Here is a 13,985-nt window from a genome sequence, read left to right as displayed (position 1 = left end):
TCGCACTGAAATAAAAAATAGAGCCCGGTACCTGAATACAACATCTTGGTTTTAGTCCCCAACGTCCGGTTTGCCGATTCCTGAATCGTGATGGGCACCCAGGTGGTTTTCGACCAATTCGCGTGATCGCCAAGTCCATTGACCTGAAAATCGTCAGTTTTTTTAATCAGATACTGTGTTGAATCGCTGGGTTGGGCGTAGCAACTGCCGATGCTGAGTAATACAGCAAGTAGTTTTAGCCACAGAGAGGCACGAAGACGCACGGAGACACACGGAGGTGTAAAGGACATGTTCTCTGTGTAACTCCGTGGCTCTTTGTACATCTCTGTGGCTATAAAGTTTAAACGTACTACAGATTGAAAGTCAAAGTAATACGTTCGTTACTTATCCCACCAAACCGTGCTCGACAACGTATTGATACCTCCCTGACGGGTCCGGGCATCAATGAAATTGGTTTTGTTGTACGTTTCTTCAGAATCAGGAATCACAAAGCGGGTTGGGATTTTGCCACCAGTGAGGTTTCCCGGATAATTGGTTGGCGTGAGCACCGGATAGCCCGTCCGGCGCCAGTTCGAGAAGATTTCATATTCATCTTCCAGGAATAGCGAGACCCATTTCTGCGTGCCAATCTGTTCCAGCTGTTGCGCCACTGTACCGCTTGCTTTATACGGATTGGTCGCCAGATAAGCATTTGTTTTGGCATCAGAGATAACTCCGCCTGCACCGAATAAAGCCCATTGCCGCATGTTCGCTTTTACGGCGTTTTCGTAAGCGGCTGTTGCTGTGCTACCCGTGTACCAACCCCGTACGGCGGCTTCGGCCAGTAACAGATTCATTTCTGAGTTACCCATTACGATCAAAGGGGCGCTGTATTTCAGTAACGTATTCGGATTTGGCTCAGAGAACGAATTGAAATTAGCGGGCAAACTGTTATAAGCTGCATTTGGCATTCCGCTTTGGCGGGCGGTTGTCGTGTCGGCGGTGAACGTTTTGTTGTCGGTCGTCGTCCAGACGATGGAAATTACGTTCAGACGCGGATCTTTGGTGTTTTTCAGATAATCGATCAGCGTTTTGGCATACTTGCCGCCCTCTACGTTATCGCCACCGGGCGTGATGTAATCGGTGCTTATCAGGCCAGCGGCAATAAAATTTCGGCTGGCCGTCTGCGAACCATCGACATAGGCAATTACGGCACGGTCGGCGTCGTCCAGAATGACACCACCCGCGATGGCTTTCTGAACCCAGGTTTTGGCCAAAGCCGGGTCTACTTCCGTCAGGCGCATACCCAAACGGAGCATCAGCGAATACGCGAATTTCTTCCATTTCGTTACATCGCCCCCAAACATCAGATCGGCCGTGCCAAAGGTTGTTTTGGAAGCATCGAACGCCTGAATCGACTCGTCCAGTTCTTTCAACATATCGGCGTAAATGACCTGCTGCGTATCGTATTTTGGGCTGTAATTTTTATCGGAAAGTGCTTTTCCAGCGTCGAAATACGGAATGTCGCCGTAAACGTCTGTCAGACGGTGGAAAATGTAGGCTTTCCAGATACGGGCGGCCGACAGCATGTTTACGTTGGCTGCGTTACCCGAAACCGCGTCGATCACCTGCCGAATGGAAATAACGGCGCCCTGACCAGCACCCGTACCGGCATAGGCATTCCAGTTGCCAGTCGAATAACTGTAATTGAAATACTTGTCGCCAGCCGCCGGTACTTCTTTATACGTAGCAAAATGCTGCATCGACTGACCAATCGTCAGATAGGCCGCTCCCGTGAAGTTGGTGCTTACGCCGTCCAGTTGTGCTCTGGTGAACAGATAACCGGGTACAACTTCGGAGTATTTATTGGGGTCTACGTTCATTTCCTCAAAGCCTTTGTCGCAGGAAGACAACAGCAGGAACAACGGAGCCACGAAGAATATTTTTTGAATCAGACGTTTCATTGTCAGAGAGTTAAATGATTAGAATTTCACCATCAGGTTCACGCCAAGGCTGCGGGTTCTGGGCACGCCAAACGCTTCAAGCCCCTGGGCATTCGTGCTGGTATAGCCCGACTCCGGATCGAAATACTGATTCTTTTTGTCTTTGTACAGAATAGCCAGGTTACGCGCGACAAACGAGATCGAAGCGCCCTGAAGCTTCACAAACCGTAGCTTGCTGACGGGCAGGTTATAGCTCAGAATGATCTGACGCAGCTTCACGAAATCATTGTTGAACATGAACATGGCGGTGTAATTTTTGTCGTTGTCGTAATACGTATCGACATCCTCTTTCGCCCAGGTTTTGGTAAACGGCGCTCCTTCAGGCGTTACGCCCGTTACGGTTACACCCGTCTCGCGACCTGGAAGCGTTTCCTGCGGCAGACCGAAGCGGTACGCGTACTGGTACAGGTTCGAGTAAACGATGCTGCCGAATTTGCCGTCGACCAGTACGTTCAGCGAGAAGTTTTTGTAGCGGAAGTTGTTGGTGATACCCATCGTCAGCGGGGGCGTGCCCTGCCCGATTTCTGCCAGGTCGCCCCGTACGGCATAGCCACTGGCGGTATTGAACACTACGTTCCCGTTCGCGTCGGTTTTCTTGCGGTAGCCCCAAACCGTACCATACGGTCTGTCTACTACGTTACGTACCAAACCACCACCAACACCGCTGCCGATATCGACCCCATTTATTCCTTCGGCCAGACGTTCGATTTTGCTTTTGTTGTACGCCATGTTATAGCTGACGTCCCAGCCGAAATTAGCTTGTTTGACGGGCGTTCCGGTCAACAGCAGCTCGATACCTTTATTGCTCAACTCACCCACGTTCAGCAGGGCAGACGTATAGCCCGACGACAGGGCAATGTTCGACGTAACGATGTCGTTTGTGGTTTTCCGGTTGTAAAAGGTCAGGTCGATACCCAGGCGATTGTTCATGAACTTGGCCTCGATACCCGCTTCCGACGTAGTGGACGTCAGGGGTTTCAGGTCGGGGTTTGGCACTTGTGCTGACGACAGAACCTGTACCGGACGACCGTTGTGACCACCTTGCTGCATGGAATAGTACTGGTAAATCTGATACGCATTAACCGTAGCGCCCCCCACTTGTGCCCACGATGCCCGCAGTTTGGCAAAGCTGACAGCTTTCGGCAAGCGAATCGCATCTGACAGAATGAACGAGCCACCCACCGATGGGTAAAAAATACTGTTGCTCTTCGGGTTTAATACGGAAAACCAGTCCTGACGGCCGGAAAGGGTCAGGTACGCTACGTTCTTATAGCCAAAATCTACCGAGCCGAACACCGAATTGATGGCACTTTTCATGTACGTTGGTGTCGTGGTCGATACCGCCAGATTCGTATAGCTGTAGAAGTACGGTACGGTAAATTCGGTGCCTTCGATGCGGGTCTGGTCGTAAATGGCACGCTGAGCGTTAGCGCCTAATAGGGCTGAAAAGCTTAGGTTTTTATTTAAGAAACTGGTGTTGTAGTTCAGCGTCAGCAGGCCGTTGGTTTCCGAAGAAGTCACCTTGCGGGCGTCGTAGCGGCCCAGTGGTTCATAGGCGTTATTGGTCGGTTCTACGTATTCGGATTGGAAACTGTAATAATCCTGACTTACGCTTCCTTTGATGTACAGGTTATCCAGAATGTCGTACCGAATGCTACCCTGGCTGATGAACCGGTTTTTGCTATCGTCGTTTTTAAACTTGTTAACAACAAAATAAGGGTTTGGGGCAGCTGGAACGGGATTCCATTCGATTTCTTTGCCCGTAGCGGGATCGTACCCAGGAGCCAGACTACGTATATCTACTACGTTAGCGATCAGATATGTAGCCCAGTGTGGGTTCATGTCGGCGTATCCAACTTTCGGGCGGTTTATACCTTTCTCGAAGTTGTACTGGAAAACCGTTTCGATGCTTAGCTTTTTACCTAAAAAAGCATTCAGATTTAGATTGGCGATCTGGCGGCTAAAGGACGAATTCGGCACAATGCTGTTCGAGCTGGTGTTGTTCAGACCCAAGCGAAAGTTTACCGACTCATTACCGCCCGTGAACGCCACCGAGTTGATGTAATTGCTGCCGGTACGGTAAAAATTCTTCAGATTATCACGTTGGGGCGAATAAGGATGCAATTGACCGTCCACCTGAATCGTGGGCTGACCATCCATCCGGGCACCGTACGAAAGGCGACCTGTACTTTTCGCTTCCGTCACTGTCGTTGGTTTTTTACCATCTACACCCTGCCCGAATTCGTATTGCCAGTTTGGAATCACGGCAATGTCCTCAAACGTAGTGTTGCTGTTTACTTCCACGCCAATGCCTTTCTGACCTTTTCCTTTTTTGGTCGTGATCAGAATAACCCCGTTAGACGCGCGGGCACCGTAAAGAGCCGCAGCAGGCCCACCTTTCAATACGCTAATCGACTCAATATCGTCGGGGTTGATGCCGCCAATTCCATCGCCCCGGTCAACGTTCATGCCGTTCCCATCGGAGGCTGTACCACCGCCGGGAATGCTGTTATCCATCGGCATCCCGTTGATTACGTATAAAGGCTGGTTGTTGCCATTCAGCGAGCCGTTTCCCCGGATAATAATGCGGCTCGAACCGCCGGGCCCCGTTGCCATACCCGTTGCGTTTACGCCCGCTATTTTGCCGGTCAGCGCATTTGCTACGTTGTTTTCACGAGCCTGCGTGAACTCACTCCCTTTCACTTCGGAAACAGCATAGGCCAGGGCTTTTTTCTCGCGGGCAATACCCAAAGCGGTTACTACCACTTCACCGAGCGTACTGGCTTCCGGCACCAGACTTACCGAAAGAGTTGTCTGGCTGCCAACCGTAACTTCCTGACGCTGATAGCCTACAAAGCTGAATACGAGTATCGCGTTTTGCTCGGGAACATCCAGAGAGAACGTACCGTCGGCAATGGTTGTTGTGCCGCGCTGGGTTTCTTTCAAAACAACGCTAACACCTGGTAAACCAGCGCCTTTTTCATCGAGAACAACCCCAGTGATTTTGCGCTTCGGCGCTTCCTGAAACGTACTGGGCTTCAGCTCAGATGGAGTCGACGAAACTTCCTGACGTTTTAAAATGATACGTTCCTGGAAAACCTCATAAGAAACCTGATACGGTGATAACACACGATTCAGTACGTCAGAGAGGGCTTCGTTCTGGAATTTGTAACTGCTTTTCCGTTCAATCCCGAAAATCTGTGGATTGTACATAAACTTGGTTTTCGTAACGGTTTCCAGTTTGTCCAGAACCCGCTCAATACCAGCGTTATTTAACTGAAAGGTAACTTTTTGTTCGAGAACCTTCTGGCCCTTTACGTCATGCGCATGGGCGAAGGTTGCGAGGGCAACAGAAAGAAAGGCTTGGTAAAGGCCAATGCGCATGATTTTCTGTATTGTCTTTTGACAAAGTAGTCTTTTTGACATAGTTTTGGCTTTTGTCGGATGATTAATTCGGCACAATAAAGTCCTTAGTCCGCGTTGCGGATGTCGTAATGAGCTTACATGAGGGGCTGTCTTTAAGTCGAAGGTGTTGGCGCATCTTCGACTTTGCTTTTTCACAGGATTCCTGTTAATGGATTGGTCATAGGCGTTTTTTAGTAGCTTAGATTAGGTTTATCGCGTCTTCATAACGTCGTTCTCTATTGGCAACCTTTACTGTCAATGACGATATACGCATCCAGTTGATCGTAACGGGCGTTGATGGTATGACAGATCAGGTTCAGTTTATCGAAAAGCGGCTCGTCGGCCAGTGAAGCGGTCAGATAACAATTCTTCATCGCTTCTTCATCGAACACAATATCAATGTTATACGCTTTCTCAAGGGCTGCAAACACCTCCGAAATAGGGGTTCGTTTAAAGGCAAATGACTGTTTCTGCGCGTCTTTTTCCAGTAAGACTGGCTCCTTCACTAAACTTCTGACCAGCCGCGTATCGGTCTCCGAAAAAACTACCTGCTGATTTGGGGTTAAAACAGTGCCACCCAGTTTATAATCTTCTTTCTGACTGGTTGGTGCTTCCTGATCATGGGCAAAAACCGATACTTTACCTGTTTTAACGACTACTTTTACCTGCTTGGCCGTTTCGTTAGTCTGTATAACAAAACTTGTTCCTAAGACCTTCGTGACCAGGCTGTTAGCGTATACGTAAAAGGGCTGAGACGGATTCTTCGTAACTTTGAAAAAAGCCTCACCCGCCAAATACACTTCCCGCTTGTTACCCAAAAACTGCTTAGGGTAACTGATACGGCTTTGCGGGTACAGCAGAATGGTGCTACGGTCTGGTAGATTAACAATCAACGGTTTATCAGTTGTATTTTTTACTTCCGCCAGCGGGCTCTCTACCTGCGCTACCAATTCATGATACGTAACGTTTCCTTTCGTATGGTTTGAGTTAAGCACGTACCAACCAAACAAGCCTAGTAAGGCTAGCACACTCGCAGCTATTCCGTAGCGGACGGGCGTAAACCGAAGCCATCTGACAGGTTCAGGTTTCTGCGCATCCAGCGATCCGTACAACTGGCTAATCTCATGCTGTACTTCCTGATCTGAAAGCTGAACTTGCTCCGTGATACGCTGGTCGAGCTGACGGCTCACCATGAGTAGTAGAAAATAAGCTTTTTCAATCAGTTCACCCTGGTCAGGATTCTGACGTAACCACTCGTTCCAGAAGTCGCCTGCCACAGGGTCACCGAGTAATTTCCAGCGTTGGAACGAGGAGTCGGCGGCTAGCTCTTCAGGTTCGATGTCCCTGTAATCCTGCATAACGTCAATGAAAATCTATGCTGTTTTGGAGTAAAGATGTAAGATCATGGTGCCAATACTCACTTAGGGGAAATTTTATTTTATATTTTTTTGAAATGGCCGATTTGGCTCTGCCTGGGCCGATTCCGCACGGATGAGTCTGGTATTTTCCCTATTATTGTGCAGATTAATAAAACAAATCGCCACTATTTCCCCATGCATATTGAACATGTAGCATTATGGGTGCGCGACCTGGAACAAATGCGCTTTTTTTACGAAACGTATTTTGGAGCTACTGCCAACGACAAATACGTGAATGACCGAAAGGGTTTTTTATCCTACTTTTTAAGCTTTCCTGATGGAGGTCCTAGGCTCGAAATAATGCAGATGCCGAATATTCAGGAAAATCAGGCAGATGGGCTGACGCAGCGGATGGGATATGCGCATATTGCCTGCTCCGTAGGTAGCGAAGCCACCGTTGACGAGCTAACGGATCGGCTACGAAAGGATGGGTATGAAATCGTTGATGGCCCGCGCCGAACGGGTGATGGCTATTACGAAAGTGTTGTGTTTGACCCTGAACACAATCGGGTGGAGATTACTGTTTGAGAGGGAATACTCAGCGCTCTCATGCGTTTATTTCACCGCCATCGATTTGGCGCGGACGATTTCCTTGACATCACGCCGGGTCAGGATGTCGAGAATGATATCGGTCATGTACTGGCGTTTGTTGAAGACGATATCGTGTCGATTTTCGGGCAATAAAAATTGTTTAACCCGGGCGTTGACCAAGTGTTGCTGAGCAAACGATACGTTGGTTGGATAAACCAGATCGTCCTGCTGACCATGAAGCATAGTAATATTCGAGCGGATTTTCGGCCAATCGGGCAGAATCGCTTCCAACGCTTTTCGGTGAGCCAGCTTTTCATCGTTAGCCAGACGTAGCAACGGTGGAACGCCCCAGTGAATGAGCGGGCTATCGGCAAAATAACTGATCGGATACGTTCGCTCCAGACCCGGCCCCAGCGCTGACGAGACAAACACGACATGGTTGACCCGATCGGGATTATTCATCGCTAGCCTTGCCGATACCGATCCTCCATACGATGAACCTACAACCATTAGAAAAGGAGCTTTTCGATATCGATCGATGAGGGGCTGCAATAGTTCTGCCTGCCGGATAATGGACGTTTCAACCCGGCCAAAATCTGAATAGCCATAACCTGGTCGATCGACGGCCACTAACTGAGCACGATTCAGGAGCGTAGTGTCTTTGAAAAATTCATTGAAGAAAGACAATGAACTTGGCGCTCCATGAACGAACAACACTACCGGCATAGTCGAATCTGCCATCAAAACCGGCGTTTCCATGAACCGAATGGTACGGACTGTCTCGCCTGGCTGACTAATATGATAGTAGTGGACGCGTGGCCGAATAGGCTGCCCCTGAAACTCTTCCGCTATTTCCTGGTCCGATTGTCGGGCGTCGAAAAACCAGGCGGCCGCCACAACGCCGACTGCGAGGACAAAGACAGTCAATAAAGCCCAGCCAAGAATACGCAGGAATCGCTTCGTGAAATTATTATATGTGGCCATTCCTGCAATATACTAACGAAAAATGAAAGCTCAATAGGTTACTTGTTCGCTTTCTAACGACCAGACGTATCGGGTAAAGTGGTTTGTTCGGGAGGTGGGGGAGGTAGCACAAAAGTCGAATCCAATGCTTCGCCAGACGTTTCGGTTGAATCCGACTCGCTGGTTTCCTCTTCATCATCCGAATACCCACAGTTCTGATATTCCTTGCTTACACTGTCAATTTTTGGAAGTGGTCCCTGCAAACTCTTAAACTTCTGATCAGCGTAAACTTTTTCCAGAAAACTTCCTACCAAAGGCAGCGCTGTTTTAGCCCCTTCACCAAGGTCTGTCGAACGAAAGTGAATACTACGGTCGTCGCCACCAACCCAGGCCCCAACAACCAGGTTATTAGATATACATACAAACCAACCGTCGGAGTTGTTTGAAGTCGTTCCGGTTTTAGCCCCTAGCTCATTGCGGTTTTTGAACAAGTTGTAGGACCATAGATTCTGCGACGTGCCACCCGACTCCTGCAAGCCACCCTGAAGCATGTAACGCATCAAAAATGCGGTTTCGGAACTAATAGCCCGTTTATGCTGGCTTGTGAATGTTTCGATTACGTTACCGTCCCGATCTTCAATACGTTGAACAATGATTGGCTCGGTCGTTTCACCATCATTCACAAATGTGCAGTAAGCACTGACCAGTTCATAAAGCGATACGTCCGATGAACCCAGACCGATGGAGGGAACTGCATCCAGCCGGCTTTTGATACCCATTCGATGCGCATACTCAGCCACGCGTTCAGGCGTAACATCATCAGTAAGTTTAGCGGTAATCGAATTGACTGAACGAGCCATCGCCCGACGTAGCGTCATGTGCGAATAGGTATAATAACCGGTTGAGTTGCGGGGTTCCCAAACTTTGTCTTCGCCATTTTCGCGGTATTCTTTACGGAACGGCCGATCCTGAATCCGGTCGCAGGGGCTGAGGTTAATCAACGTATCATCAATGGCCGTTGTGTACACAAATGGTTTGAAGGTTGACCCCGGCTGCCGTTTCCCCTGCTTTACATGGTCGTACTTGAAATAGTCGTAATTCAAGCCACCCACCCATGCCCGGATGTAGCCCGTGTGTGGGTCCATTGCTACCATGCCCGATTGAAGAAAGCGTTTGTAGTACGCAATGGAATCGTAGGGCGTCATCTCGGTTGAGTCGTACCCACGCTTATTATCCCAGCTAAACACCCGCATCTTGTATTTTTTATTCTTCATGTAATACATGATCGAATCGGGATAAAGAGGCAGAAAGCGTCGGCTGAGGGTTCTGTAGCGTTCGGTACGGCGGGCTACTGAATCAATAAAACCAGGAAGCTCGTTGCCATCTTCGTCGGTCCAGGGTTTCCGGCCGCGCCAGTGATTATCGAAAGTCCGCTGTAATTGCTTCATTTTTTCGCCTGTTGCATCTTCAGCATAGCGCTGCATGCGCGAGTCGATGGTTGTTATAATTCGTAATCCGTCCGTATAAAGGTCGTATCCGTTTTCTTCCCCCCACTTCTTTACGTAATCCTGAACCGCATTTTTTAAGTAGCTGGCTGGACCTGAATAAGGATTCTCGGGGGTGAAATCGGTGACCAAGGGAAGCGCACTGATCGAATCTGCCTGTTTTTTAGTCAGAAAATTGTATTTGGCCATTTGACCAATCACTACGTTCCGCCGTTCGCGGGAGCGCTTGGGATGCCGAAGTGGATTGTAGCTTGTCGTGGCTTTTTGTAACCCGACCAATACGGCGCCCTCCTGTACATTCAGACTATCAGGTACCTTGTTAAAAAACGTCCGTGCGGCTGTTTTCAGACCAAAAGCGTTACTGCCAAAATCTACCGTATTGAAATAATACGTAATGATTTCTTCTTTCGAGAAGTTCTGTTCCAGCTTGAGGGCCATCAGCCACTCTTTCGATTTGTAAATAATCTTGCGGATAAACGGAATCCGGGTTAATAAACCGCTATTCGATTTTCGTCGGGTTTTGAACAGATTTTTAGCTAACTGCTGCGTAATGGTCGATCCGCCCCCTTCGCGTCCCAAACTGGCAGCGGCCCGTCCGATTGCCCGCGGGTCAATACCACTATGTTCGTAAAAACGAGCGTCCTCAGTGGCAACCAGCGCATTAATTAACTGTTTTGGAATATTCTCGTACTTAATTGGTGTCCGGTTTTCAGCATAAAATTTGCCGATCATCACGCCATCCTGCGAATAAATTTCTGATGACTGATTCAGTTTCGGGTTTTTCAATTCCTCTACACTCGGCATTTCACCGGTCAGATACAGGAAGTTGTTATTCAGGGTGAAAACGTAAAGCCCTAGCAGCAGAAACCCCCAGGCAAAAACCTTAATGCCTATTTTGAGGTAAGGATAATACCAGGAATCCGGATCAATGTACTGATGAACAAACGAACGGAAACGGTTTCGATAGGAACGGTACGTAGCAGTCCATGAATTAACCCGTTCTTCTCCGGCTACCCGAGCGATTTGTCGGCCAACTCCGCGCCTGACGCTGCCCAGTAAAGGCTTACGTTGTCGGACTCGTCGTCGAAACGCGCCAAAGGCGTGCCGAACGGCGCGGAATCGCTCCCTATATTGACTCATGCGTATTTATTCGAAGAAAACTTTACAATAGTATCTGGTATCGCCCGAAACAGTCAATGCCACTGGGCGCAAGAAACAGTTATATATATTCTCGTTTAGGCGTCCAGCCAGAATTATCCATTTTCGGGTATCCAGGCCGGGCACCAAATATAACGTATTTTCTACCGATGTGATATACAAATCCGTGTAAGCAGTAAAGCAGAAGGCAGGAAAGAATAGAGAACGTAATATTTCCCTTATTCCTGCCCTGCCTTCTGCTTTACTGCTTACCCGTTTATTTCTTCTCAAACGTCATGGCCACGCCGTTCATGCAGTAGCGGAGACCTGTCGGTTTAGGCCCGTCGTTAAAGACGTGCCCCAGATGCCCACCGCAAACGTTGCAAAGTACTTCCGTACGAACCATGCCATACGATTTGTCAGTCTCTTCCTTTACCGCGCTTTTGGCAATTGGCTTGTAAAAACTTGGCCAGCCTGTTCCCGAATCAAACTTCGTATCGGACGAAAAAAGTGGATTATGACAGCCGGCGCAGTAGAAGGTGCCATGATCATGAATTTTATTCAACGGACTTGTAAAGGCTCGTTCGGTACCATGTTCGCGCAGAACGGCATACTGATCGGGCGTGAGTATCTTTTTCCATTCTGCGTCGGTCTTAACAACCTTACGGGGCGGAGTATCGTCTGTAATCCGCTTGGTGTCGGCAGACCAGGTATTTTTAAAGGCAGTACCAGCTACCAGACAGATAGATAACAATAAGAGCAGGATGTTTTTCATGAGTTTATGTTGAATAGCTGTGTAAACATATACGCTGCCAGGACGTATATGGATTTGGTTTTGCCATCACTCCGGCTTGGGCGTATCCGCGCGGAAAGCACCCTGATTGATAGCCAGATCGTCAATCAGATAACAAGAAAATAAGGAGTCTCGTTCAGCTTTTTACAGGCGCTATAGCTAGTAGCGTAGAGAGCGTAGGAGTAGGGCTGCCTCCTCTCTTTTCAACGGTTACGGCGAATGCTTCGGCTCGGGAAACGGAGCGATTTAGCCGCTGAATTAATTTATTCTCGCTACCTGAATCAAACACGCCAGCGTCAACCGGCTTTCCTCCCACCATCGACCAGAGCTGATACTGTTTGTCGGCAGGTAGCGGTGGCAGCGACCGAGGCTGTACGGCCACCTCATGCGTTTGAGTATTCCAGAAAAGAATAATGTTACCCTGTGGGGCCTTTTCATTACCACGTAGTTCCATTGTTCGCAAACCCGGCTGACTCAGTAAAGCCAGCATTCGGTCGTTCTGCGTCTGTTTTTCGCGCAATTGGCGCAGTTGCGTCTGCAGGGATTCGTTAGAAGTGCGTGTAGAAGACAGAGTTTTCTGATTGGAACGTAGTTGAGAGAATAGATAAAATGAGAAAAACAGCAACAGCAGACCTACTGAGGCAGCCGCAATCCACGTAACCCGGTAAGTAGGCCCTCCGGCAAGTACACCTATCGGCATCGGACGAATAGGGGTTTCAGTAGCTGTTCCATCGAGCGGCTTCTGATTCGGCTTGTCAAAATCAATCTGTTGTAACAATCGTTCCTTTACGGAAGCGGGCGGCTCTACGCGGTGCATGAACGCATAATTCTCGAGCGCAGCCGATAACTCATCAAGCTCCTGTCGTATAGTGGGATAAATAGAGGACAGACATTCTACCTCACGTCGTTCCTGGTCGGTTACCACGCCCATGACGTAAGATTCTAAAATGCCTGACGCTATGTATTCCGTTACGTTCATATTCTAAACAGTTCCTTTAATTCCTGCAAGGCGGCCCGAACTCTGGTTTTCACCGTTCCTAAGGGCAGCTTAAGCTGGTCGGCAGCTTCCTCATGGGTATAGCCACCGAAATAAATCAGATCAATTAATTGTTTGCGTTCAGGTCTAAGTTTATTCACAACGTCCTTAAGGCCGATGTGGTCAGGGTTTGGTTGCTCAGTGTTATACTGCTGATCGACAATACGTACGTTCTCTTCGTCTGTTCGGATTTCGCTAAAAGGATGAGTTTTGCGGGAACGTAGTGAATCAATGGCTGTATTCCTGGCTACGTTCAGCATCCAGGTAAACAGGCGCCCTTTGCTGGAATCATAGCCATCCAGATTTTTCCAGATTTTCACGAAAACATCCTGAAGTAGATCCTGCGCTTGCTCTTCTTCACGTACGATGCGTAGGAGAATACCGTATAAAGCCGAAGAATACTGGTCGTAAAGCCACTGAAAAGCCTGCTGGTCGCGTTGGCCAAGCTTTTCCAAGAGAGCACTTTCCGAAGCAAAAGGAGACTGACGTTTCACGCAGACGGTATTAAGTGAGCCAAATATATACAGAAATCATAAAGTCGATTATGACTGTGCAGACAAAATAGTAAGTTGGATAAGAATAGATGAAAAATTTACCACTCAACAGACAGCGAAGCGGCCGTTACGTACTATACGTAAGCAAGCCACTTCGTCTGATTTATTGATGGAATAAACCTTTACAGGTCTAGTCACCAGGTCGAATAAAATACCCTTGAGTGATTTGATTACTTATTTGGTTTCTGTGGTGTACTTGTTGTAGCTGGTGTATTCACTGTATTCGGATTACTTCCTGCTCCCGTAGGTGCATTCGTTACGTTGTTGCTGTTATAGTTTGTTGTATTACTGTTGTTGATCGACGTGCCGTCGCTGGCCGAGCTTTCCCGATAGCGAGCATCCTGAACAGACGTATTGGTGGTGCTGCCGGTGTTCTTCCGATTACTTTTTCGATTCTGTCGCATCGCCTTCTTTTGTTCACGTGATGCCTTCATAGGCATAGAATCGGGGGCAATAGCTCCCTGAGGATAAGTCGTCGATGTAGCCGTGCCGGTAGGCGTTGTCTGGGCCAGAACAGACGTAGTAGCCAGCGCCATCCCTAGGGCAACAAGGCTGAATGAGTGCTTAAGTTTCATAACGTTTTTTCGTGAGTAAGTCTAATTAATACTATGTTTTAACTAGATTATTTATAAAAAGTTTGTCGTCCGGTTGTATTGTTTGC

General features: G+C 48.4%; 10 protein-coding genes and 1 pseudogene. 1 reads left to right on the top strand and 10 read right to left on the bottom strand.

Features of this window, described 5'->3' with window-relative positions; translation table 11 throughout:
* The 4 genes and pseudogenes from ACOJS8_RS25370 to ACOJS8_RS25355 all read right to left on the bottom strand — a co-directional run.
* A pseudogene (locus ACOJS8_RS25370) lies at window positions 1-263 on the bottom strand (hypothetical protein); the annotation flags it as partial.
* A 117-nt stretch (window positions 264-380) separates the two neighbouring features.
* The gene (locus tag ACOJS8_RS25365; RefSeq protein ID WP_420151360.1) at window positions 381-1,943 is read right to left on the bottom strand and encodes a SusD/RagB family nutrient-binding outer membrane lipoprotein; all 1,563 of its coding nucleotides are present in this window, start codon (window positions 1,941-1,943) and stop codon (window positions 381-383) included.
* A gap of 18 nt (window positions 1,944-1,961) precedes the next feature.
* A complete protein-coding gene (locus tag ACOJS8_RS25360; RefSeq protein WP_420151359.1) occupies window positions 1,962-5,408 on the bottom strand; it encodes a SusC/RagA family TonB-linked outer membrane protein in 3,447 nt (1,148 codons plus the stop codon).
* A gap of 215 nt (window positions 5,409-5,623) precedes the next feature.
* Window positions 5,624-6,745 carry a FecR family protein gene (locus ACOJS8_RS25355; RefSeq protein WP_420151358.1) on the bottom strand — a complete coding sequence of 374 codons (1,122 nt, stop codon included), beginning with the start codon at window positions 6,743-6,745 and terminating at the stop codon, window positions 5,624-5,626.
* Window positions 6,746-6,940: 195 nt separating this feature from the next.
* On the opposite strand from ACOJS8_RS25355, the gene ACOJS8_RS25350 reads away from it, so the two are divergent.
* The gene (locus tag ACOJS8_RS25350) at window positions 6,941-7,333 is read left to right on the top strand and encodes a VOC family protein (protein ID WP_420151357.1); all 393 of its coding nucleotides are present in this window, start codon (window positions 6,941-6,943) and stop codon (window positions 7,331-7,333) included.
* A gap of 27 nt (window positions 7,334-7,360) precedes the next feature.
* On the opposite strand, the gene ACOJS8_RS25345 is transcribed toward ACOJS8_RS25350, so the two are convergent.
* The 6 genes from ACOJS8_RS25345 to ACOJS8_RS25320 all read right to left on the bottom strand — a co-directional run bounded on the left by ACOJS8_RS25345 (window position 7,361) and on the right by ACOJS8_RS25320 (window position 13,899).
* Window positions 7,361-8,320 carry an alpha/beta fold hydrolase gene (locus ACOJS8_RS25345; protein WP_420151356.1) on the bottom strand — a complete coding sequence of 320 codons (960 nt, stop codon included), beginning with the start codon at window positions 8,318-8,320 and terminating at the stop codon, window positions 7,361-7,363.
* 53 nt (window positions 8,321-8,373) lie between these two features.
* Window positions 8,374-10,944 carry a penicillin-binding protein 1A gene (locus ACOJS8_RS25340; protein ID WP_420151355.1) on the bottom strand — a complete coding sequence of 857 codons (2,571 nt, stop codon included), beginning with the start codon at window positions 10,942-10,944 and terminating at the stop codon, window positions 8,374-8,376.
* A 274-nt stretch (window positions 10,945-11,218) separates the two neighbouring features.
* Window positions 11,219-11,716 (bottom strand): peptide-methionine (R)-S-oxide reductase MsrB, encoded by a 498-nt coding sequence (gene msrB, locus ACOJS8_RS25335; protein ID WP_420151354.1) that lies wholly within the window; start codon window positions 11,714-11,716, stop codon window positions 11,219-11,221.
* A gap of 154 nt (window positions 11,717-11,870) precedes the next feature.
* Window positions 11,871-12,713 carry an anti-sigma factor gene (locus ACOJS8_RS25330; protein WP_420151353.1) on the bottom strand — a complete coding sequence of 281 codons (843 nt, stop codon included), beginning with the start codon at window positions 12,711-12,713 and terminating at the stop codon, window positions 11,871-11,873.
* On the bottom strand, window positions 12,710-13,264 hold the full coding sequence (locus ACOJS8_RS25325) for an RNA polymerase sigma factor (protein WP_420151352.1): 555 nt from the start codon (window positions 13,262-13,264) through the stop codon (window positions 12,710-12,712). The genes ACOJS8_RS25330 and ACOJS8_RS25325 overlap by 4 nt, the downstream gene beginning before the upstream one ends.
* Window positions 13,265-13,494: 230 nt before the next feature.
* Window positions 13,495-13,899, bottom strand: coding sequence for a hypothetical protein (locus tag ACOJS8_RS25320; RefSeq protein WP_420151351.1), 405 nt, complete (start codon window positions 13,897-13,899; stop codon window positions 13,495-13,497).
* Window positions 13,900-13,985 lie beyond the last annotated feature (86 nt).

Source organism: Spirosoma sp. (genome assembly GCF_048594605.1).
GTDB lineage: Bacteria > Bacteroidota > Bacteroidia > Cytophagales > Spirosomataceae > Spirosoma.
This window is presented reverse-complemented; position numbering and strand designations above follow the sequence as displayed.